Origin of the sequence: Roseburia porci, assembly GCF_009695765.1 — a bacterium.
Classification (GTDB): domain Bacteria; phylum Bacillota; class Clostridia; order Lachnospirales; family Lachnospiraceae; genus Roseburia; species Roseburia porci.
In genome coordinates this window covers 13,988-35,345 of the sequence record NZ_VUNI01000006.1, presented here as the reverse complement: position 1 = coordinate 35,345, position 21,358 = coordinate 13,988, and the positions used below count along the sequence as shown (strand labels likewise).

The following is a 21,358-nucleotide window of genomic DNA, read 5'->3' as shown; positions in this document are numbered from 1 at the left end:
CTTTTCTAATACATCATGCCATCGGAAGGCTGTGTTTTCACGCCCTCCTGCGCGGTCTTACCATATGGAAAAGCAATGGAGTCATCCTCAGAGAGCCCTGATGTAATCTCAATTCCGGATCCACCGGATATGATTTTTCCAGTTGTCACATACTGTTTTTTCAGAACACCATCCTCATCCTTCATAACGTAATATCTGCCATCTTCCTGTCTTACATAGGCTGTTTCCAGATAAATACCGGAGGATGCCATTTCCTCGTCTGACGTATCTATCGTCAGACTCAGATATTCTCCATTGGTAAGTCCGGTTGGATCGTCGATATATGCCATGTATGCATAATAGGAAGCATTCGGATTGCCATCCCCATAATAGGAATTACTGTCATCCGGATAGGTATCGATCTCCGTGATCTGTGCGGTAAATGTCATCCCGGACTGCCAGCTTGTCGCCGTAACAGTCTGACCAACTTTCACTTTATCTAACATCAGTTCGCTGATATCCCCCTTGACGTAAAGGCCTTCCGAGCCACTGACTGTCAGAAATGCACTTCCATCATTTGGAAGATTCTTAGGATCTCCTACCTTTTTCACAACACCGTTGATCTTTGCATGGACAACACCGTCTGTTGCACTCTCTTCCAGATCTTTCAGTTCCAGCTCTGCTTTTCTCTTATCGAGATCCAGTTTCTTTAATTCCCTCTCCTTATCCTGAATTGCCTTATCAAGTTCTTCTTTGGTATAGACAGTTTCACTGGCATTATTCTGAGTCTGTTCCGGCTGAACATCCGGCTGAATCTGCGTTTCTTCATTCTGGATCTGCTGTTTTGTCATAATATCCCATCTGGTGTTCTCCTCGCAGCCTGCAAGTGTGGAAGGACTCATCGTCCAGGACGACATCAGTTCTCCGTCTTTTGAATTACCTTCACGGATTTCCAGAACAACCCAGATATCCCCATCCGCTGAATCCAGCGGCAGTTCGCCGTTTACAAGCGCATTAATAAAACTTCCAGTCACATATCCATTCTCTTCGCACAGATAGCGGTACGGGTTTGCTGCACTGCCTAATGCCGCCCCATTCTGTGCCGCATCCGATGCGTTATATGGAAGTGCTTCCGGTGAAATATAATTATATGCATCATTGTTTTGTGTCAGCTGTGGCAGTGTAAACGCAGGTTCTTCCGGCTGAGTCACCTGATTTTGTGTGTTTTCACTGACCGGTGTTGTCTTTTTCAGACGTTCCAGTTCTTTATTCGTTACTGCAAGTTTGTCATTTGCCGATTGAACTGCAAGTTTTTTCACTTCCAGAGAAAGCTGAAGACTTGTGACATCATATGCCATCAACGGATCTCCTTCTTTCACTTCCTGTCCTTCTTCCACATACACCTCTTTAATAATCTGATTTGACTCCGGGTAGACATTCTGGGACGCATCATTTGTCACCATTCCTTCGCTCTCCATGGAATCGCCCCAGTAACCCCAGTTCAGAGACGATACACTCATGACATCTGCAACCAGTTTATTTTTCTGATAGTGTTTTATTCCAAAAACAGCACCTGTCACTGCTCCACCTGCAAGAATGCAGACAAGGACAATCGTTATGATTCGTTTTTTCATGCGTCTTCCTCCTTCTCCTGCACCTTGCCATTCTCCGATATTTCTCCGTCGATAATATGAAGGATACGCTTTGCCTGACGTGCAACATTGATATCATGCGTGATCATTACGATCGTGACCCCTTCTTCATTTAATTTCTGAAAAAGCTCCATAATCGCATGTCCGGACTTGGAATCCAATGCACCGGTAGGCTCATCCGCAAGCAGAATCTTCGGATTGTTGACCATTGCTCTTGCTATTGCCACTCTCTGCTTCTGTCCACCGGATAACTGTGTCGGTTTAAATGTCGCACGATCTGCCAGTCCGACACGTTCCAGTGCATTCATCGCCATTTCACGCCGTTCTTTTTTCTTGATTCCCGCATAAATAAGCGGAAGGCAGACATTATCCAATGCACTTTCCCTCGGCATAAGCTGGAAATTCTGAAACACAAATCCAATACTGTTCAGACGGACTTTGGACAATTCTTTATCTTTTAAATGAAGAACATCTGCATCATTTAATTCGTAGGTTCCTGACGTTGGTCTGTCCAGACAGCCGATAATATTCATAAGCGTTGTCTTTCCGGAGCCGGAAGGTCCCATGATTGCAACATATTCCCCTTCTTCGACCTGAAGTCCAACGTCCTTTAAGACCGGAACGACCAGTTTATCCTGGTTGTAGTCTTTATATATATGGTTCAGATTAAGAATCATTCGGCCACCTCCGGATCTGCTGTTTGTTCTGTATCAATCAGCCCTTCTCCATCGGCAGGCATCTGATCATCGATCATGCCGCCCTCGGTATCGTAAATTGCATCGCCATCTTCCAAAAAGTCATCCATATCCATGGCGTCTGTGCTCTCCATGTTGTAAAGTGGTGAAGAATAATCGACTTCATTTTCATCGGTTACGGTTGTTACGCCCTCGTAAAGTCCGGTCATCGGCCAGGTAATATAATCATCTTCCGTAAGACCGGATACGATCTCATACTTGAATAAAGTATCATCGTATTCACCAAGTTCTACCTTACGTTTTTCCAGTTTATTTCTGTCATTTGCTGCCCATACATACGGATCACCGTCATCCTGCACGATATAGCTTTCATCCAGCCAGATTCCTTCTTTCACTTCGGTCTGTCCGTAATCCGGCTCAATGAATACATGCTGTCCAAGAATCAGTCCGTCTGTCGAATCCAATGTCACATAAAAAGGATATTTGGTAGCACTCTCCGAGCTACTGTCTGAACTATCCATATAGCTCACAGAACCATTGGAATTATTGTCTGCTGTTGTCTCGGTATCGATCGCAGTGATTGTTCCTTTCCAGGTCTCATTCTCGTCCACTCTTGAGCGCACGATTACCTCCTGTCCCACAGTCAGATATGACACATTCTGCTCATCGATTTTACCTTTTACACGATAATCTCCCGTTGCAAGAACTGTCATATAGGCAGTCGTATTACCGGATGCATCTGTTCCATCTTCATTGATTGATTTGATAACTCCGGCGATCTTACTTGTCACAGTTGCATTATCGATTGTCTGCTGATACTTATCGATCTCTGCCTGTTTGCTCTTCTGGTCATACTCAGACTGCTTGATATTTGTCTGTAAGGTCTGAATCTGTGTTGTATATTCAAACTGCTGATCTTCCGGTGCATTCTTCTTCTCTTTCTGAAGTTCATCAATCTGCGAATTATAATTGGAAATATCATTACTGATACTCTCAATCTCCAGTTTCGTCTGGGCAATCTGATTCTCCGCCTCTTTCGTATCATACGTAAACAACGGAGTACCAACGTCCACTGTATCTCCGACTGCCACCAGCACTTCTTTCACCTGACGCTCCGCGTCCTTGTTGACATCCCATGTCTCCTGGGACTCCACAATTCCGGAATAGCTGCTGTTCACTCCGGTATTCCACTGATCAATTTCCGATACTTTCTGCACAAATACTTTGTCTGCAGATTTGCTGCTGCCGGAATTTCCTTTTCCAAAATACCAGATTCCCCCGATTACAGCTGCCACAGCAATCACTCCGACTGCCACGATCACTCCTATTTTTTTTCTGCTCATTCTTATCCTCCCTGTTATTCACAATTGTCCGCCCTTTCATGCGCCGAGACCACACACATGTTAAGCCTGATGTCACTATAACAGATAAAAATTGAGAAATATGGATGGAGATTCTTAAAGTTTTCTTAATGTGTTATTTTCTTTTTAAAGTCTCCTCTGACGCACATATTTTGTCCGCAATACACACGATCCAGGCCTCTTTGCTCTTCGGCGGAATCACGGTAAGTGGAAACATATGATGCTTTATAATATCCTCCTCAATCTCTGTCAGTGCCACATCCCTTTTTGCATTCTCATATGCCTTTCCAGGATAAAAAAATCCGTGGAGCCTGTGCGATGAATCTTTCTTATGCCAGTCATAAAGAAAATAATCATGCAGCAGCGCCCCACGGATCAAAATCGTATAATCCACGTCCAGCCTCATTTTCCATGCAATATCACAGCTTTTCTCTGCCACACGGATGCAATGCTCGTATACTGACATTTTTCCATGCTGCAGATACTGCTTCGTCTCCAGAAATCTTGTATTACGTTCCAGCTGCAGGATTGTATCATCCAGCAGCTTTCTGATATCGTGTCTGTTTTTTATTTGTTTGTTCAATGTTACATCTTCCTTATCCGACTGGTTCCCCTTCACATCTGTCGATCTCATTCTGGATCAGATGTGCCAGCCATCCTGTAAAAGTCTGTTTCTTCTTATTGAAGTCCATATCCTCATATTCCACTTCAATCACATCATATCTGGTGATCGTCCTGTCTTCCGCAGATCTTTGGATCTTACGCACCTCATACGGCGTCGTCTTGTTTAAAATCCGTGGATTCAGCATTGGCATATCTACAATTCCTGCATTAATCGCTATGATTCTTTTGTTCACGCCGATCATGTTCGCAGACATTCCCATGCAGTAGTTCTCATTTGCCCGAAGCGTATCTAACAGGTCCTGTGCTACGGCAACATCTTCTGTAGTTGCCGGTTCTGCTTTCTGCCCCTGGGAAAAAACACCCTTCCTGACATTCTTCACCATACCACACCCCATCCTTTCCTTCTCTGATTCTGTGTCAATCACAAACACAGATACACTCTTCCAGTTTCTGACAAACAATAAAAAACCGTAACCCCCGATATATATAAATTTTAGCACATTCATGTACTAAAATCTATACAATCCAATATATTTGTTACACCTTTTAACTATGTAGTCAGATTCATAACAATATATTCCGTCTCATATATTAGTATGAAAAATTTTCTCTGTGGGAATCTATGTCCATCCAAAATCAAAAAATTGAAAATATTCTGAATCTGGCTCTCGAAGTTACTCCGTCAGAACGTTCCAGGTCAGTCAACCTTGAGACCGGTTACCTTCCAGCACAAAACAGCTGGAAAGTCATTGTAAAATACAGTGGCCGCCTTCTGGATTTAAACCAGCAATTTCCGGATGTTAAGATCACGATTCTTTCCAATCAATATGCAATTCTTCAAATTCCGGAAAATCAGATTGATCCCGTGTCCGACACCCCATATATTACTTTTATGGAAAAGCCCAAACGGCTCTTTTTTGCGACTTTTGCTGCAAGGCAGGCTTCGTGTATCACTTCCGTCCAGGGATCTTCCACATCCCGAAGTCCGGTCTCCGGCATTCCCGGACTTCAAAGCGGTTTAAGCGGCAAAGATATACTGGTCGGTGTCATTGATTCCGGAATCGACTATACGCATCCGGATTTCCGAAATCCGGATGGAACCACACGCATTCTTTCTCTCTGGGATCAGACGATTGCTTCCACAGCAGATACTTCCGATGATGTCTACGGATACCGGCAGGGAAGCTTTTATTCCTCACAGACCATAAACCAGGCTCTTATGTCTGAAACAGAGACCGAACGTCTGGCTATCTGTCCAAGCCGTGATCTGTCCGGACACGGAACTCACGTTGCCGGAATTGCTGCCGGAAACGGCCGAGCCTCCGATGGTGTTTACCGTGGTGTTGCTTACGAATCCGATCTTGTCATTGTAAAACTCGGTGTTTCTGATCCAGGTGGTTTTCCAAGCACTGTCGAACTCATGGAGGCTGTTGATTACTGTGTTCGTTTTGCAGAATCCATGCAAAAACCGCTTGCGCTTAATCTGAGTTTTGGTAATAACTACGGTTCCCATTCCGGCACATCACTTCTCGAAACCTTTTTAAATGATATCACAGGAATCGGCAGAGTATCCATCTGCGTTGGAACCGGAAATGAAGGAAGCTCCGCCGGGCATACAGGCGGAATCCTTACCACAGTCAATTCCTCCCCTTCTGCTCCCGGTTCACTGGGATATAACGGCTCCATCCAGCGCGTGGAATTTGTACTCAGTGACTATGAAACTTCTTTCAGTCTGCAGCTTTGGAAAAATTATTCGGATCGTTTTACCATTCAGATCACAGACCCTTCTGGTACACGTTCCATTGCCATTGACCCTGTCCCGGGTACAGGCAGATACCGGATTGGAAGCTGTGATCTGCTTGTTTTCTATGGGGAACCTGCTCCATACAGCCGTTATCAGGAAATCTACTTTGATTTTCTTGCCGTGGACAGTTATCTTCCTTCCGGCATCTGGACAGTCACACTTACTGCACAGGATATCGTCTCCGGCATCTGGGACATGTGGATGCCATCGGTATCTGTCCGTAACATGGCAACACGCTTTTTAAACAGTACTCCGGAAAACACCCTTACCATACCATCTACTGCCACAAAAGTGATCTCTGTGGCTGCCTATGATTCCAGTTTTCACACACTTGCAGCTTTTTCCGGACGCGGTTATACATGGGAAACCGAACAGATCAAGCCCGATCTTGCTGCTCCGGGCGTTGATATCACCTCCTGTGCACCGGGCGGAGGCTACCAGACGCAAAGCGGCACTTCCATGGCCACGCCTTTTGTGACCGGAAGTGCCGCACTTCTGATGCAATATGGAATTGTAAATGGGAATGATCCCTTTCTGTATGGGGAAAAAATAAAAGCCTATCTTCTGCGCGGTGCAAAACGGATCAGCGCAGAAGCCGATTACCCTAACCGTGAGCTTGGCTGGGGAACGCTCTGTCTGCGTGACAGTTTTCCCACTACACCTTCTCTAAGCTGAAAATAACCGGATGCCTTTTTCCAGCCTGCGAAGTCCTTCTTCGATCTGGCTTTTCGGGCAGGCTGTATTCATACGCACAAACGCTGCACCATTTCCTCGATAATGGCTTCCTGCGGAAAGATATAATCCTGCTTCCTTTCGCAGATACTCACAAAGTTCATCTGTCTGACCGGTGATCGCGCTGCAGTCAATCCATAAAAGATAGGTTGCCTGCGAATCTATGACATGAATCTGAGGGAGGTTCTGACTGATAAACTCACGCACAATCTGTTTATTGCGATAAATGTACGCATTCAGCTCATTCAGCCATTCCTCTCCTTCACAGAATGCAGCAATGATTGCCTGGATTGCAAAGGAATTCGGCTCTGCAATCTCATCTGTATTTAATCCACGCACAATCTTATTGCGAAGTCCCTCATTCGGAGTAAATACGGCTGCAGTCTGCAGACCTGCGATATTGAAAGCCTTCGATGCCGATATTGCTGTAATACTGATATCTGCGCATATTTCCGATGCCGAAGCAAACGGCACATATTCCTGTCCAGGATCACAGAGATCACAGTGGATCTCGTCAGAGAAAACCATAACGTGATGTTTCCGGCAAAGTTCACCGATCTTTGCCAGTTCCTCCTTAGACCATATTTTTCCGACCGGGTTATGTGGATTACAGAGAATCATCATCGTCGTAAGCGGATGACTGAGTTTCTCTTCAAGATCCACATAATCCACGTGATACTGTCCTTCTTCGTAAACGAGCGGACTTTCCAGTACATGTCTTCCGGTATTTTCAATCGAATGAAAGAAGATATCATAAACTGGTGTCTGCACCAGAACCTGATCTCCATGATTGGTCATGCGTTTCACTGCACAGGTAATTGCAGGTACCACACCTGTACAAAATGTCAGCCATTCCTTTCGGATTTCAAGATGATGTCTTCTTTTCCACCATCCCTGAATGGCTTCGTACCATTCATCCGGAACAATATTATAGCCAAAACTTCCAACCTCCACACGGGCTTTCAGCGCCTCGATTACAGCAGGTGCTGTCTGAAAATCCATATCTGCTACCCACATCGGAAGTTCGTTCTCAGGAATATCCCATTTATAGGAATTACTATGTCTTCTGTCATGTACCCTGTCAAAATCGTATGCCATATGCACTCCTTTTATTGTTCTGTTATAATCTCAGTTTTGGTTTTGTCGATCTGATCATCGTCAAAAATAATTTCATCAATATGTTCTGCTTTGATTGATCCGGAGATTGGATTTTTCACACTCACGATATTGCTTTTAATCTCTGCATCTACAGTAGAATACTCAAAAGACAGATCCGTATTCATCAGCTTGCAGTTTTTCATAACAATATTGTCCATGTAACACATTCCCTGAAGACTTTCCACAGTACAGTTGACCAGTGTTACATTCTTTGCATTCCATCCAAAATACTCACCGGAAATGAAGGAATCATATACTGTCACATTCTCACAGTTCCAGAATGCATCCTTGGAAAGCATTTTTGCATTGCGGATTGTAAGGTTTCTGCAGCCATCAAAGGAATAGTTGCCAACCAGTGTAAATCCATCAATCTCCATATTTTCACAATTCATTGCAAAATAATCACCTTTTGCAGTAATATTTTTCATTTTGATATTGCGACAGTTCCAAAGTGTCTCCTGTGCATTGACCATGGAAACATTTTCCAGTACAACATCATCACAACGGCGGAAACCTTTTGGTGCTTCATAAGTAATATTTTTCATGGAAATGTGATTGGTATACCAGATTCCTGCTCTTGCCATCTCAAACATCGTGGAATCTTCCACCTCAACATTATCACAATACCAGAGCGGATATTTCCACTGGAACAGACTGTTTGTAATTTTTAAATTCCGGCTTTCTTTTAATGGTGATTCTCCATCTGCAAATGTACAGAAATCCAGTTCCAGATCTCTGCTCATGAATAAAGCGCGTTCGCCTGTAAATCGTTGTTGTTCATATCTTTTCATTTCATTTACCTCTCTTCTTCCAGTAATTTCCAAAACTGCTCCCGTTTGCTCATAAGCCTTCCGTAAGCTTCCTGTACACCTGCTTCCTGCCCTGCACGAAGCGGTTCCACAATTGCCTCGATCTCCTGATACATCGGTGTCAGTCCTACTGTGGCAATAATGCCTTTTAACATATGTGAATATTCAAATCCTGCCTCTTTGTCATGTTCCTGTATCGCGCTCCCCAACGCTTCAAACGCTGGATCTTCGAGCAGTTTTCGAAAGCACTGCTCAAAAAAATCCGCATCATTTAAGAACCGGTTCCATGCCGCATTCATGTCACACCCCATACCTGCAAGCTTCTCCATTAATGGTGTCATTTATATTTTCTCCAGTTCAACCTTCTTCTTTCATCAGTATTTCTATAAATTTTCCGACCTCTGCCCATGCTTTTTTGGACTCCGGTATATTCAGATACGCCATCTGAAAAACATGAAACATTCCTTCATATATACTCAGCCGGACCTTTACGCCCTGCTGCCTCGCCTTTGCAGCAACTTCGACTGAATCGCTCAGAAGCATCTCGATCGAGCCAACCTGTATCAGCATCGGCGGAAACTGTCTGAAATCTCCAAACAGCGGTGACACATAAGGGTCCATCGGATCGGCATCTCCGACATAATAATTATTGTAGATCATGCTGTCCCGTGTATTTCCAAACAGCGGATCTTTCTCAAAGTTGGTATCATACGATTCTCCACTTGCCGTCAGATCTGTCCATGGAGACATGGCAACAATCCCACACGGCATCGGCATATGATGTTCTTTTAAGTACATACATAATGCCAGGGCAAGTCCTCCCCCCGCCGAATCTCCTGCCAGAATGATATCATCACCAAAAAATCCCTGATCTAAAAGCCAGCGATACGATGCCAGCGCATCCTCGAGTGCAGCCGGAAAAGGATGCTCCGGAGCGACCCGGTAATCCGGAGTCAGAACACTTAAGCCATGACTCACTTCATTATAAAGTCCCGCAAACACATAATATGCATTGCGCACTGCACCAATATAACCGCCTCCATGAAGCTGGAGGATTACCTTATCCGTATTTGGATTCTCTTTCGATGCCAGAAATTTCATGGAAAACCCCGGCATATCAATATGTGTCATCGTAAAACAGGATGGCACCTTCCACGGTGGTTCCTGCAGACGTTTCCGCAGTTCTCCGGATTTGATCTTCTTTCCGATCATCAGATCATTCGTCAGATGCGACAACAGTTCCCGAATAACCTTTCCCTGAATACTTGTTTCTTTTTCCATCATAAATGAAATCTCCGCTTTAGCTCTGTTCTTGCTCTCTGATCACCAATGATCACGGTTCCAAGGAATATAAAAAACGATACCCCAAATGCTGCCACAGCAAAATACGGGAAATCAATTACCCCCACTGCAACCAGGATCAATGAAATCAATCCCAATAATATCATAAAAATCTGTAGCATCATATAACTCTGCCAGTTCCTGCGATTTACTGCCATCAGAACCAGGATTCCAATATCAACAAGAATAATTCCCGCAGGGAAAATATAATTGACCGACCAGCCTTTGTATCCGGTAAGGAAATCAATTCCCACAAGAAGCACAACTGCAATAAATGTAAGACTTATGATCTTAAACTGATAACCGGACCGTCCCATAATGGCAAGACGCAGTGTCACATTGACGTAGATCAGAATCAGCCCTACAATAAAGCTCCACCAGAAATGGGAATCTGCAAGATAATTGATATACAGCATAATCGTCTCTGCAACGATCGACACAAATAACAGGCAATCGGAAGCCAGACGGAATCTTCTTGTCGCAATCCGGACATTCGGATACATATTGTGCTGTGCCACTCCATCCTTCTCCAGCACCTGATGGCAGAGCGGACATTTATCCGTTTCATCCAGCACTTCAATATTACATTTTTTACATCTGCTCATAATTAATATACTCCATTTGTCTCAATTGAAACATCCACCCCGTCTGCTGCTATTTTTCGGAAAAATGCTTTCTGGATCGATGCATCATAAAAAATCGAACTAAAAGAAAATACCAGTGTGTCTCCATAAGAACAGATCGTTCCCTTTATCGACTGTCCCTTTGACATTGCAATAAATGAATGGAACTTCGAAATATATGGACGATAAATATCCTCAACCTGAATATTTCCGATATTTGTTACCGTAGTGGTATTTGCCAGCGCCGACTTTGTATACACCATCTTCATGAATAAATTTTTAAAAATGAGTGGAACCGGACGGGCAAATTTATTCAACTGTCCTGCCACACTGTAAGAAAACAGATGTTCCAGATGCTCCTTATTGATCTGTGATCTTAAGCTTGTCTGGATAATGGAAAAAACCTCTTCAAATGTGTATTCTTCCTTTGTCGGATGGAATTCTGCCGATACCATGATAAAAAAGTTTTTGGTTGTCACAGAGTCAAAATACGGTCTTAAATTGACCGGAACTGCTACGCGTATCGGCTTATCAGACGGCATTTTGTGAAGACATTCTACATACGTGCTCCATACAAATGCTGCAACCAGATATTCGTTGATCGACCCGCCATACCGATGTGCAACTTCTTTCAGCTGGGAAACTTGCATGCTGCCATGCATAACCCCAAATTCTCCCGATGGAAGTTTGTCCAGACGTATCATATAAGCTTTCTTCTTCTGATATCCACTTGGACTTTTTTTCTTGTAATTTTTTACAAAGCTGTCTTCTCTGTTCAGCGATGTTCCATCACTGAGCGTATCCCCTGTGATCTCCCGAAGTTCCGGATGCACCAGTCTCAGATACTGGTAAGTCAGTTCCCGGATAAAATTAAGTCCGCCCATTCCATCTGTCAGGACATGAAATACCTCAAGATTAATCCTGCAATCGTAATAAGTCACCCTAAACATATAGCTATGATTCTGATTCTGTTCAATATACCTGCATGGAAACGTATGCTCCTCCACAACCTTGGGTGCACTCTTTCCATTCTCTTCAAAATAATACCAGAACACCCCCTGTCTCAGCCGGACATTAAATCCATCGAATTTCGGGAGTACCATATCGAGTGCCTCCTGGAGGATCTGTTTATTGATCTTCTCGTTTAATGTTACACTGATCCGATATACATTGGTCATGCTCTCTCCGGCAATAACCGGAAACAAATGTGCAGTATTATCCAGTTTATCCCAACGGATGGGATGTGTTTTACGATATAATATATCTTCTCTGCGAAGCTGCCTGTCCTTAAGTTTTCTTTTCTTCTCAGCAGCGCGCTCTGCATCTTTTTGTTGTTTCTGCTGTTTACTCATTCTATAACTATCCCATTTTTCTGAAAAATCATACCTTACTCATGCAAACCTTTTGTCCCAGTCTGCTACAGTTTCAATTATAATGTATATTCATCACAATCGCAACGTCAAACCGGCAGATGACCCCTCAATCATCTGCCGGTTCCAAAGAATATGAAAAATACTCCCTCCTGTTATATCTGCGAGATCCGTTTTTAGTTGTCCAGGTAATCCCTGTTCTGGTACAACCAGCCGCACAAATAACATTAGGTCTTAAACATAGCACAATTATTGTGCTATGTCAATCGTTGATAAAAATTGTCGTTTTCTCCATATTTTCGCGAATAATATATTGTTTTTCCAATTAGAATATTGTAGTATTGTTGTAGTTATCAACTTAAAGTATCGAATTAAATGACTTGGTATCTGGTATGACCAAGTATTTTGGAGAATAGAAATGAACTTTCAGAAATTAGCAACTCCTTCTCTTAAGGAATTATTTATTACAGAGCTTGAAACAAAAATCTTATCCGGTGAACTTCCGATTGGAACGAAACTTCCAAGCGAACGTGAACTCGCTGCATCTATGCAGGTAAGCCGGGCTGTTGTAAATTCCGGCATCTCTGAGATGGAAAAAAAGGGATTTCTCGTTGTAAAACCAAGAGTCGGAACATTTGTTGAAGACTACCGTAGAAACGGAACGCTTGATACCCTTGTTTCCATTATGCATTTCCATGGAGGTAACATCGGTCGGAAAGAAGTCCGTTCGATCCTTGAGCTCCGGATCGTACTGGTTAATCTTGCAGCTTCCCTTTCCGTTGACCAGGCAAGCGATGAAGAACTGCAAAGTCTTGTTCCGCTGCTTCATAACATTCAAAACAGTACAACCAATGACGAAGTTGTAGAAAATACATTCCGGTTATATCACGAACTTTCCTACATCAGCGGGAATATGCTTCTTCCGTTATTCTTTATGTCTTTCCGCGAACTTGTCTGTCCTCTGTGGACCCGCTTTGTCATAAATTACGGACGTGATGCTCTGGTTCAGCGCAGCGAGAAATTTATGGAGCTTCTGCTCGCACGCAAAAAAGAAGAGCTTCTGGAGCACATCTCCCAAAGCTCTAAAGATAGTATTGACGGGGCAATGCCAATTTATTAAGGAAGCTTTCCATATACCTCCATCGGTACGTAAGCTTTGACTGCAATGCCATCTGCCTCATATTCTTCTGATATCAGTTCTCCCTGTTTGCGGATCATCTGGATCATTCCTGCATCCGCATACGGGATTACACGTTCAATATAGATTTTATTTTCTCTTAAAATCTCAGATAGTAATTCTTTGATCTCTTCTAAACCTTCATTCTTTGCCGCAGAGATCGCTAATGTATGATCTGCACGAAAATCATGCATTGGTTCATCATCGGTTCGAAGATCCTGTTTATTAAACAGTGTTACCACCGTTTTATCCTTTACCCCAAGCTGATCAAGCGTCTCATACACAATGTGCATCTGTTTATCCCTCTGTGGGTTGGATGCATCCACTACATGAAAGATATAGTCTGCATATTTTGCCTCTTCAAGCGTACTTTTAAATGCTTCGATCAGGTGATGTGGGAGCTTGCGGATAAATCCGACCGTATCCGTCAAAAGCACCTGCTGTCTTCCCGGAAGTTCCAGAAGACGTGTTGTCGGATCCAGCGTTGCAAATAATTTATCTTCCTCAAGAACACCTGCATCCGTCAGATGATTTAACAGTGTGGATTTTCCGGCATTCGTATAACCTACGATTGCCACAACCGGGATCTGATTCCGGGTACGCTGTGCTCTGGCAACATCTCTGTGCTTCTGCACTTCTTTCAGTTCACGGTTCAGCTGGGCAATGCGGTCCTTGATCAGTCTTCGGTCAATCTCAAGCTTTTTCTCTCCAGGACCTCTTGTTCCGATTCCACCTCCAAGACGGGACATGGATCTTCCAAGTCCTGTCAGACGGCTCATCCGGTATTTCAACTGTGCAAGTTCGACCTGGATCTTACCCTCACTGGTTGTCGCACGGTCAGCAAAAATATCAAGAATGATCAGCGTACGATCCATTACCTTTGTCTGAAGCTGGTCCTCCAGATTCTTAAGCTGTGCCGGAGAAAGTTCATCATCACAGACTATGCCTGTTGCACCGGTCTGTTCAATCAGTTCTGCAATCTCTGCCACCTTACCGGTTCCCACATAAGTTCCCGGATGGATCAGTTCACGCTTCTGGATCAATGTTCCAACCACCTGTGCTCCCGCTGTCCTGACAAGTTCTGCAAGCTCAACAAGAGAATCTTCCGCATCGTCTCCCTCCTGCTCGCTGACTCCTACCAGTATTACTTTTTCCTGTAATTCTTCCAACTCAAATGCTTCTGCCATAATGCTCCTTATCTTGTCTGCAGAAAAACATATTCCCTGGCTGCATCTTGGTCATCCGGGTATGCTTCCACGTATTCCGCCATCATCTTTTTGGCTGATTCAAAATCGTTTTTATATTCATATGCCGCAATGCATTTTTTCATCAATGCCTGTTTGTTCGGAACTTCCTCCATTGCAAGACCTGCCTCAAAGTAAGTCACTGCATGATCGTAATCCCCTTTGTCCATCTGCTGCTTTCCGATCTCATACATATCCTCGGAATCAACGTTTCCACTGTCAAGGTAAGCCTGCACATACGAATCCGCTGCATCACTGTCTCCGGTTGCTTCACTTACCTGTGCCAGATAGAAATTGGCATCTGTGTTCCCTGCATCCAATGCCTTTTGCAGACATGTCTTTGCATTATCATAATCATTTAAGAGCAGATATATTCGGCCTTTCTGCAGATTGTCGTTTTCTTTGTCGCCTTTCAGCTTTAAAGCCTCGTTTAAATAGGTTTCTCCATCCGACTCCTGTCCATTTGCTGCAAGAGACTCATAAATTCCGATGTAAAGCTCATAATTATCCTTATCTGCACTGACTGCTTTCTGATAATCATCTGCTGCTTTCTCTCCATCTCCGAGCGCATAATAAAGATTTCCTCTCAGATAATACGCATCTGCCGCATTCTTGTCATATGAAATAATCGAATTGTAAGTGTCCAGTGCTGCGTCACTGTCTCCGGAACGATACTGTGCTTCTGCTTTGTAATAGCAGATGTCCAGTTCCTTCTTTCCGATCTTTCCATTGGACTGATCGAGTGCTTTCTGAAAAGCCTTTAATGCTCCATCATAGTCCTCCTGCTCCATACAATTGATTCCATACTGGCGGTAGGCTTCCATGTTCTTTTCTTTTTCATTTTCGCATCCGCTCAAAAGCAGGACTGCAGTGAGTCCTGCCAGAATTGGTGTTAACCATTTATTTCTTTTCATCGATCTTTTCCTCATATATCAAAATACATAGTTAATTTAAGTATAGCAAAAGATCAACTTTCTGTATAGAGCGGATTTTATCCAAACGGACTGTGTTACATAAAATCTTCCGTCAGCTTACCGTGTTTTTCATAGTTTGTCACACGTGCGATCTGGTTCTTATCATCCACAAATACGACCTTTGGATGATGGTTCGCAGCTTCCTCCGGTGTCATCTGTGCATAACACATAAGGATGACATGATCACCGACCGCCACCTGTCTTGCAGCAGCACCGTTCAAACAGATCATTCCAGATCCCGGTTCACCTGCGATCGTGTAAGTTTCAAAACGGTTGCCATTCTCAACGTCCACGATCTGTACCATCTCATATTCTAAAATTCCGGCTGCTTCAAGCAGTTCGGTATCCACCGTAATACTTCCGACATAATTCAGATCCGCCTGTTTTACAATCGCGCGATGGATTTTTCCTTTTAACATTGTATAATTCATTTTTTCTCTCCCGATTACTTTTCAACGATAAAATTATCAATAAGACGTGTTTTTCCAATATAAACCGCAATTGCCACGAGTACGGATCCGGTGAGTTTTTGTACCGGTGTGATGGTATCAAAATCAACGACATCCACATAATCAATTTTTGCAAGTGGCTCTTTTTCAAGCTCCGTTGTAATCGCTGCACGGATAACAGAAGCGTCCGTCTCTCCCTGATCTACCAGATTCTTTCCTGTTTTTAAGCTGCGGCTTAATACCAGAGCCGCCTGTCTTTCTTCCGGACTCAGATATGTATTTCTCGAACTCTTTGCAAGACCGTCTGCTTCACGCACGATCGGGCAGCCGATAATTTTGGTGTCAACATTCAGATCTTTTACCATACGACGGATCACAGCCAGCTGCTGTGCATCTTTCTGACCAAAATATGCACGGTCCGGTGTGACGATATGGAATAATTTCAATACAACGGTCTGAACTCCCCGGAAATGGATCGGACGGGTTTTCCCACAAAGTTCTGTGGTAAGTCCGTTCATGTCCACATAAGAACAGAATCCGTCATCATACATTTCTTCCGGTTCCGGATGAAAAATAATGTCCACTCCTGCATCCTCACAAAGTTTTGCATCATGCTCCATATCTCTTGGATAACTTGCCAGATCCTCGTTTGGTCCAAACTGCATTGGATTTACAAAAATGCTGACAACCACCTTATCATTTTCTCGTCTTGCTGCGTCAATCAGACTTTTGTGTCCTTCATGCAGATATCCCATCGTTGGAACAAATCCGACTGTTTTTCCTTCTCTTTTCCATGCTTTTACTTCTGCTCTTACTTTATCGATTTCTCCGTATATCTTCATTTTCTGCTCCTTTTTCATAATTTAATACCAGGTAATGCGGAACTATTTTAAATTTACACTGGCATGTACTGTGAGTACAAATAATCGCAGGCACGCTCTCGCTGCTCATCGCTGGCAACGGTACATAAGCGACCAAAGTACGGTCGCCAAATACCGGCCGCTCTGAAGCACCTGCGAGTTACCTGTACTCACAGTACATGCCCAATTCAGATTTCAATAGTTTCGCAATTACCTGAATTTAATACAGGCGGTCGAGAATGCTCTCGTCCATCTTAAATGTATGTTCCTCGCCAGGGAATGTTCCATCTGCAACTTCCTTTCGGTATGCTGCGAATGCATTTCTCATTTCTTCGCCGACCTGTGCAAACTGCTTTACAAATTTTGGTTTCATATTGGCATACATGGCAAGCATATCCTGATATACCAGCACCTGTCCGTCACATCCTGCTCCGGCTCCGATTCCGATCGTTGGAATATGTACTGTCTCTGTGATCTTTTCTGCCAGAGCTTTTGGTACACATTCCAGTACAAGAGCAAATGCACCAGCCTCTTCTACGGCACGTGCCTCATCGAGAAGCTTCTGTGCTGCTGCTTCCCCTTTTCCCTGTACCTTAAATCCACCAAATGCGTTGACCGACTGCGGAGTAAGTCCAAGATGTGCACAAACCGGAATGGAAGCATTCACGATTGCGCGGATCTGTGGACATACTTCCTTTCCACCTTCCAGTTTCACTGCCTGCGCACGGCCTTCTTTCACCAGTCTTCCCGCATTGACAACTGCATCATATACCGAAGTCTGGTAAGACATAAACGGCATATCTGTGATCAGCAGTGTATCCTTGATTCCGCGTGCAACTGCTGCACTGTGATGGATCATATCTTCCATCGTGACAGAAAGTGTATCCTCATAACCAAGAACCACCATTCCAAGCGAATCTCCTACCAGAATTGCATTCACGCCTGCTTCATCGATCAGCTTTGCAGTAGAATAGTCGTAGGCTGTCAGCATGGAAAGCTTCTCTCCTTTTTGCTTTGCTTCCTGAAATGTTACAACTGTGTTTTTCATTTTTATTTCCTTTCCATAATCAGTCTCATCTCATCATAATCCTGCCCTGGATGCTTCTTTTCAGCCAGATCAACCAGACGGCTTCCAAGCACACGGTAGAGTCCTGCATCTTCGCTGCTTAAACAGTCCAGATGCTTTTGTACAGTCCCGGTATCCATACGTTCGATTGGTCCGGTCAGAGCCTCTTCGCAGCCTTTCTCCAGGACATTTTCCACATTACGACGCACAAGTTCTGCGGTCGCGCATACTGCTTCTTCCCTCGAAAAACCGCATTCCTCGAGCAGACGGTATCCAGTGTCCAGCACCGCGATCACATGATTGCTCAGTATGCTTGCTGCCGCATGATATTTTGGCTTGCATGCTCCATCAATCCGGCAGACTTCGTTTCCAAATGCCTCCAAAAGGCGCGAAATCACCTCTACAGCGCGAGGCTGTCCCTCCACCGTAAAAAAAGCCTTATTTAATTGTTCGTATGATGAGAATTTGTTACTGAACGGTAACATCGGATGAACCGAACAACATGATACCCCCATGTCGTCGCTTCCAGAAAATGAATCGGATGATAGTGCGCCACTACAATGACATATAATCTGATTCGTAAGAGACAGCTCTTTTATTTCTTCCCAGACCGGAACAATCCATGTATCCGGTGTCGTGATAAACAGAATCTCCGATTCACGCACCAACTGTTCCAGTGTTTCAAAATAGTCTGTCTGTGTAAATTCTGCGGCTTCTTTTGAAGCCTCAGCACTGGCATCATAATATCCCACAAGATGCGCTCCTTTCAGCCGGAAATACTTTCCAAGCGAACAGCCCACGCGCCCTGCTCCTATGATTCCTATTCTCATGCTACCACCTTCTTTCTGACCATCCGGTCGGACCTCATTCGAGTATCTGCCGGACATTATCTCTTCTGTTCGGGTGACAACACATCCTCTGCGATACAGTTTCTTTCGAATACCGTTCGAAAGAGACTATACCATATCCTTCCTGTATTTACAATCAATGTACTCATAAAAATACGCTTATGACATTTGAAAGAGCACTCCGCCCAGCCTCTCTGCATCTTCCTTTTCATGCGTAACGAGAAGCAATGTGCGATCTCCTTTATACCGCCTGATATACTCAATTGCCTTTCGCCGGTTTCTGGCATCCAACCCCTGAAAAGGCTCATCCATAACCAAAATATCGCAATCTGACATCATTGCACGCACGATTGCAACTCTTCGCTTCATACCGCCGGAAAGATTCTTTACCTTCTCTTTGGAGGCTTCTTCCAGCCCGACCAGTTTGAGATGCTCGTCTATGTGTTTTCTCTTTTCGGCTTTCTTCCAGTGTCTGGAATCCTCGCCGTCCAATGGATAGAATCCCCGGTCACACCCCAGAAGAATATTGCTCTCTGCGGAAAACTCCTCCAGAAGGCGGTTCTCCTGAAATACCATACCGATCCTTTTTCCGGAAATTCCCTGGATTTCACCATTCTCGGGCTTCAGTCTTCCGGTCAGAATGCCAAGCAATGTCGTTTTACCGCAGCCGGATTCGCCCATTACACACAGGATCCCGCCATCTGCAATCTCGAGTGACAGATTTGTTATCACTTTCTGATCTTTATAGTTAAAATCCAAATTATGCAGTCTGATACTCATATCCTATACTCCAATCTCTGATATCCCAGTTTCAAAAGCCCGGTTACCGCCTTTTCAAACAATACACTGATAAAAATAACAAGAAGCGTCCACGCAAAAAGCTCCGGTGTTGCAAGATAGATTTTCGCATGATACAGCATTTTTCCGATGGATCTGTCCGGTGTTCCAATAACCTCCGCTGCAATGCCTGCCTTCCATGCCATTCCAATTGCGATCTCAAAGGACGACACGATGTAAGGCCGCAGCTGCGGAAGATCGATCCCGATCAGTCTTTTCCACGGACGGATTCCAAAACACTCTGCAAACTCTTTCATCTGTGGATCAAGGTCGCGTATTCCATTCAAAAGATTCGTATACACAACCGGAACTACAATGAGAAACGATATAAAAACTGATAAGCCGGATGGTGAAAGCCATACCAGGCAAAGAATGATAAAAGACGCCACCGGTGCCGCCTTCACAGCTGCCATATATGGCCATAAAAGAATCTCTATCAGATGTACTTTTGCGCTGATCACCGCACAGATGCTGCCCACAAGCAGTCCAAGTAAAAACCCCTGTGCAATATGAAGAAACGAACCTGCCACTGCCTGATAAAACTCCGGCGTGTGCAAAAGTTCTCCAAAAGCCAGAAGAACATCCCATGGAGATGCAAGAAGAATCTTCTGATCGAGCATACGTGCTGCGATTTCCCACACAACAAGAACGGCAGCGATTGCTGCCGTTCTCTCTATCCATATTGTTTTATGATTTCCAATACGATTATCTTTCATAATAGAAATCGTCCGCCGGAAGTGCACCGCCGATACTTGCCGGGTTCTGCTCATACAGCACCTCAAGATATCCGCCTAACGCATCTTTCATTGAACTTCCCTCCATATATGTAATGTTACACTGTGGAATTGCTTTCTGTGCAATCGGAGCTTTTACAATATCCAGAGCCTCGATCATGGTAGAAACTTCCTCCACATGATTATTTGCAAACTCTGTAGATGCCTGATATGCATCCATAAATTCAGAAACAAGCTGTGGATGCTCTTTTGCAAAATCACTGCGAACTACAACTACACCGGTAACAAGGGAACTTCCATTGTCCAGCGCATTCCACTCATCGTTCAGGTTGACTGCAACATTTAATCCCTCTACCTGGCTCTGTGCTACAGTTACAAACGGCTGTGGAAGCATCGCAACCACTTCATCGGAAGATGCAGCCATCTCAGATACTATTTCTGTCGGCTCGGATTTCCACTCGATCGTAACATCATTTTCCGGATCCAGTCCGTTTTCTTTTAACAGATATTTCAGGGAATATTCCGGAGTTGCCCCCTGTCCGGTTGCATAAATTGTCTTACCTTTCAGATCGGAAAGACTCTTTACCGAATCACCGGTGTCCACAATATACAATACACCAAGTGTATTGACTGCAAGAACCTGCGCTTTTCCCTCTGTCTTATTGTAAAGAACACTTGCAAGATTACTTGGAACAGCCATAATATCAAGATTGCCCTGTACAAAAGCCGGTGTCAGTTCATCCGCAGAAGCAGCCAGTGTAAAATCAATATTGAGATCCGATTCCCCATTGGAAGCATCCTGAATCAGTTTTGCCATTCCCATAGATGTCGGTCCTTTTAATCCTCCAAGGCGGATCTGTGTGTCATCTGTGCTTTCTGTATTTTCTTCTGTCACAGCCTGATCTGCTGCACTCTGCGTATCTGCGCTGTTTTTCTCCTTCGCAGATGTTCCACATCCTGCCAAAGCACCTGCTGCAAGTACTGCAGACAGTGCTAATGCCAATAATTTCTTTTTCATCTT

General features: G+C 44.1%; 22 protein-coding genes. 2 read left to right on the top strand and 20 right to left on the bottom strand.

From position 1 onward, the window contains the following. Positions 1-5 precede the first annotated feature (5 nt). The 5 genes from FYJ75_RS05115 to FYJ75_RS05095 all read right to left on the bottom strand — a co-directional run bounded on the left by FYJ75_RS05115 (position 6) and on the right by FYJ75_RS05095 (position 4,694). Positions 6-1,613 (bottom strand): biotin/lipoyl-binding protein, encoded by a 1,608-nt coding sequence (locus FYJ75_RS05115; protein WP_154429388.1) that lies wholly within the window; start codon positions 1,611-1,613, stop codon positions 6-8. Next, entirely contained in the window at positions 1,610-2,308 is a 699-nt protein-coding gene (locus FYJ75_RS05110) for an ABC transporter ATP-binding protein (RefSeq protein WP_154429387.1), read from the bottom strand. Before FYJ75_RS05110 ends, FYJ75_RS05115 begins: the two co-directional genes overlap by 4 nt. Further along, a complete protein-coding gene (locus FYJ75_RS05105) occupies positions 2,305-3,669 on the bottom strand; it encodes an efflux RND transporter periplasmic adaptor subunit (RefSeq protein ID WP_154429386.1) in 1,365 nt (454 codons plus the stop codon). Before FYJ75_RS05105 ends, FYJ75_RS05110 begins: the two co-directional genes overlap by 4 nt. A gap of 133 nt (positions 3,670-3,802) precedes the next feature. Beyond that, positions 3,803-4,270, bottom strand: coding sequence for an HD domain-containing protein (locus FYJ75_RS05100; RefSeq protein WP_235907012.1), 468 nt, complete (start codon positions 4,268-4,270; stop codon positions 3,803-3,805). A 13-nt stretch (positions 4,271-4,283) separates the two neighbouring features. Beyond that, positions 4,284-4,694, bottom strand: coding sequence for a peptide deformylase (locus FYJ75_RS05095; protein ID WP_154429384.1), 411 nt, complete (start codon positions 4,692-4,694; stop codon positions 4,284-4,286). A gap of 239 nt (positions 4,695-4,933) precedes the next feature. Between FYJ75_RS05095 and FYJ75_RS05090 the strand changes: the two genes are divergently transcribed. After that, complete coding sequence (locus FYJ75_RS05090; RefSeq protein ID WP_154429383.1) at positions 4,934-6,790, top strand: S8 family peptidase; 1,857 nt, start codon at positions 4,934-4,936, stop codon at positions 6,788-6,790. Here the strand turns inward: FYJ75_RS05090 and FYJ75_RS05085 are convergent. From FYJ75_RS05085 to FYJ75_RS05060, 6 genes are read right to left on the bottom strand one after another with little or no spacing between them, the layout of a single operon-like run. Further along, positions 6,782-7,945 carry a MalY/PatB family protein gene (locus FYJ75_RS05085; protein WP_154429382.1) on the bottom strand — a complete coding sequence of 388 codons (1,164 nt, stop codon included), beginning with the start codon at positions 7,943-7,945 and terminating at the stop codon, positions 6,782-6,784. The two genes, FYJ75_RS05090 and FYJ75_RS05085, sit on opposite strands and share 9 nt — an antisense overlap. Before the next feature lie 11 nt (positions 7,946-7,956). Continuing rightward, complete coding sequence (locus tag FYJ75_RS05080; protein ID WP_154429381.1) at positions 7,957-8,796, bottom strand: DUF3737 family protein; 840 nt, start codon at positions 8,794-8,796, stop codon at positions 7,957-7,959. Positions 8,797-8,801: 5 nt separating this feature from the next. Continuing rightward, positions 8,802-9,155 carry a hypothetical protein gene (locus FYJ75_RS05075; RefSeq protein WP_154429380.1) on the bottom strand — a complete coding sequence of 118 codons (354 nt, stop codon included), beginning with the start codon at positions 9,153-9,155 and terminating at the stop codon, positions 8,802-8,804. Positions 9,156-9,171: 16 nt separating this feature from the next. Continuing rightward, the gene (locus tag FYJ75_RS05070) at positions 9,172-10,098 is read right to left on the bottom strand and encodes an alpha/beta hydrolase (RefSeq protein ID WP_154429379.1); all 927 of its coding nucleotides are present in this window, start codon (positions 10,096-10,098) and stop codon (positions 9,172-9,174) included. Then, the gene (locus FYJ75_RS05065; RefSeq protein ID WP_154429378.1) at positions 10,095-10,760 is read right to left on the bottom strand and encodes a DUF6320 domain-containing protein; all 666 of its coding nucleotides are present in this window, start codon (positions 10,758-10,760) and stop codon (positions 10,095-10,097) included. Before FYJ75_RS05065 ends, FYJ75_RS05070 begins: the two co-directional genes overlap by 4 nt. 2 nt (positions 10,761-10,762) lie before the next feature. Further along, on the bottom strand, positions 10,763-12,130 hold the full coding sequence (locus FYJ75_RS05060) for a hypothetical protein (protein ID WP_154429377.1): 1,368 nt from the start codon (positions 12,128-12,130) through the stop codon (positions 10,763-10,765). A gap of 436 nt (positions 12,131-12,566) precedes the next feature. On the opposite strand from FYJ75_RS05060, the gene FYJ75_RS05055 reads away from it, so the two are divergent. Then, positions 12,567-13,268, top strand: a complete 702-nt coding sequence (locus tag FYJ75_RS05055; RefSeq protein WP_154429376.1) for a FadR/GntR family transcriptional regulator — start codon at positions 12,567-12,569, stop codon at positions 13,266-13,268. On the opposite strand, the gene hflX is transcribed toward FYJ75_RS05055, so the two are convergent. From hflX to FYJ75_RS05010, 9 genes are all read right to left on the bottom strand, one after another. After that, the gene (gene hflX / locus FYJ75_RS05050) at positions 13,265-14,512 is read right to left on the bottom strand and encodes a GTPase HflX (protein ID WP_154429375.1); all 1,248 of its coding nucleotides are present in this window, start codon (positions 14,510-14,512) and stop codon (positions 13,265-13,267) included. The two genes, FYJ75_RS05055 and hflX, sit on opposite strands and share 4 nt — an antisense overlap. Before the next feature lie 8 nt (positions 14,513-14,520). Beyond that, positions 14,521-15,483 carry a tetratricopeptide repeat protein gene (locus tag FYJ75_RS05045; protein WP_154429374.1) on the bottom strand — a complete coding sequence of 321 codons (963 nt, stop codon included), beginning with the start codon at positions 15,481-15,483 and terminating at the stop codon, positions 14,521-14,523. 95 nt (positions 15,484-15,578) lie between these two features. After that, positions 15,579-15,974 carry an aspartate 1-decarboxylase gene (panD, locus tag FYJ75_RS05040; protein ID WP_154429373.1) on the bottom strand — a complete coding sequence of 132 codons (396 nt, stop codon included), beginning with the start codon at positions 15,972-15,974 and terminating at the stop codon, positions 15,579-15,581. A 14-nt stretch (positions 15,975-15,988) separates the two neighbouring features. Next, positions 15,989-16,834 (bottom strand): pantoate--beta-alanine ligase, encoded by an 846-nt coding sequence (gene panC / locus FYJ75_RS05035; RefSeq protein WP_154429372.1) that lies wholly within the window; start codon positions 16,832-16,834, stop codon positions 15,989-15,991. Between the two features lie 238 nt (positions 16,835-17,072). Then, on the bottom strand, positions 17,073-17,900 hold the full coding sequence (gene panB, locus FYJ75_RS05030) for a 3-methyl-2-oxobutanoate hydroxymethyltransferase (protein ID WP_154429371.1): 828 nt from the start codon (positions 17,898-17,900) through the stop codon (positions 17,073-17,075). Between the two features lie 2 nt (positions 17,901-17,902). Continuing rightward, positions 17,903-18,805 (bottom strand): Rossmann-like and DUF2520 domain-containing protein, encoded by a 903-nt coding sequence (locus FYJ75_RS05025; protein ID WP_235907011.1) that lies wholly within the window; start codon positions 18,803-18,805, stop codon positions 17,903-17,905. Positions 18,806-18,925: 120 nt separating this feature from the next. Then, entirely contained in the window at positions 18,926-19,546 is a 621-nt protein-coding gene (locus tag FYJ75_RS05020) for an ATP-binding cassette domain-containing protein (RefSeq protein WP_154429369.1), read from the bottom strand. Beyond that, complete coding sequence (locus FYJ75_RS05015; RefSeq protein WP_154429368.1) at positions 19,543-20,319, bottom strand: ABC transporter permease; 777 nt, start codon at positions 20,317-20,319, stop codon at positions 19,543-19,545. Before FYJ75_RS05015 ends, FYJ75_RS05020 begins: the two co-directional genes overlap by 4 nt. Further along, a complete protein-coding gene (locus FYJ75_RS05010; protein WP_154429367.1) occupies positions 20,309-21,355 on the bottom strand; it encodes an ABC transporter substrate-binding protein in 1,047 nt (348 codons plus the stop codon). Before FYJ75_RS05010 ends, FYJ75_RS05015 begins: the two co-directional genes overlap by 11 nt. Positions 21,356-21,358 lie beyond the last annotated feature (3 nt).

What these genes read in the sequence shown, in the direction of transcription:
- FYJ75_RS05115 (WP_154429388.1), bottom strand. Translation starts at nt 1,613, where the DNA reads ATGAAAAAACGAATCATAACGATTGTCCTTGTCTGCATTCTTGCAGGT.
- FYJ75_RS05110 (WP_154429387.1), bottom strand. Translation starts at nt 2,308, where the DNA reads ATGATTCTTAATCTGAACCATATATATAAAGACTACAACCAGGATAAA.
- FYJ75_RS05105 (WP_154429386.1), bottom strand. Translation starts at nt 3,669, where the DNA reads ATGAGCAGAAAAAAAATAGGAGTGATCGTGGCAGTCGGAGTGATTGCT.
- FYJ75_RS05095 (WP_154429384.1), bottom strand. Translation starts at nt 4,694, where the DNA reads ATGGTGAAGAATGTCAGGAAGGGTGTTTTTTCCCAGGGGCAGAAAGCA.
- FYJ75_RS05090 (WP_154429383.1), top strand. Translation starts at nt 4,934, where the DNA reads ATGTCCATCCAAAATCAAAAAATTGAAAATATTCTGAATCTGGCTCTC.
- FYJ75_RS05085 (WP_154429382.1), bottom strand. Translation starts at nt 7,945, where the DNA reads ATGGCATACGATTTTGACAGGGTACATGACAGAAGACATAGTAATTCC.
- FYJ75_RS05080 (WP_154429381.1), bottom strand. Translation starts at nt 8,796, where the DNA reads ATGAAAAGATATGAACAACAACGATTTACAGGCGAACGCGCTTTATTC.
- FYJ75_RS05075 (WP_154429380.1), bottom strand. Translation starts at nt 9,155, where the DNA reads ATGACACCATTAATGGAGAAGCTTGCAGGTATGGGGTGTGACATGAAT.
- FYJ75_RS05070 (WP_154429379.1), bottom strand. Translation starts at nt 10,098, where the DNA reads ATGATGGAAAAAGAAACAAGTATTCAGGGAAAGGTTATTCGGGAACTG.
- FYJ75_RS05065 (WP_154429378.1), bottom strand. Translation starts at nt 10,760, where the DNA reads ATGAGCAGATGTAAAAAATGTAATATTGAAGTGCTGGATGAAACGGAT.
- FYJ75_RS05060 (WP_154429377.1), bottom strand. Translation starts at nt 12,130, where the DNA reads ATGAGTAAACAGCAGAAACAACAAAAAGATGCAGAGCGCGCTGCTGAG.
- FYJ75_RS05055 (WP_154429376.1), top strand. Translation starts at nt 12,567, where the DNA reads ATGAACTTTCAGAAATTAGCAACTCCTTCTCTTAAGGAATTATTTATT.
- hflX (WP_154429375.1), bottom strand. Translation starts at nt 14,512, where the DNA reads ATGGCAGAAGCATTTGAGTTGGAAGAATTACAGGAAAAAGTAATACTG.
- FYJ75_RS05045 (WP_154429374.1), bottom strand. Translation starts at nt 15,483, where the DNA reads ATGAAAAGAAATAAATGGTTAACACCAATTCTGGCAGGACTCACTGCA.
- panD (WP_154429373.1), bottom strand. Translation starts at nt 15,974, where the DNA reads ATGAATTATACAATGTTAAAAGGAAAAATCCATCGCGCGATTGTAAAA.
- panC (WP_154429372.1), bottom strand. Translation starts at nt 16,834, where the DNA reads ATGAAGATATACGGAGAAATCGATAAAGTAAGAGCAGAAGTAAAAGCA.
- panB (WP_154429371.1), bottom strand. Translation starts at nt 17,900, where the DNA reads ATGAAAAACACAGTTGTAACATTTCAGGAAGCAAAGCAAAAAGGAGAG.
- FYJ75_RS05025 (WP_235907011.1), bottom strand. Translation starts at nt 18,805, where the DNA reads ATGTCCGGCAGATACTCGAATGAGGTCCGACCGGATGGTCAGAAAGAA.
- FYJ75_RS05020 (WP_154429369.1), bottom strand. Translation starts at nt 19,546, where the DNA reads ATGAGTATCAGACTGCATAATTTGGATTTTAACTATAAAGATCAGAAA.
- FYJ75_RS05015 (WP_154429368.1), bottom strand. Translation starts at nt 20,319, where the DNA reads ATGAAAGATAATCGTATTGGAAATCATAAAACAATATGGATAGAGAGA.
- FYJ75_RS05010 (WP_154429367.1), bottom strand. Translation starts at nt 21,355, where the DNA reads ATGAAAAAGAAATTATTGGCATTAGCACTGTCTGCAGTACTTGCAGCA.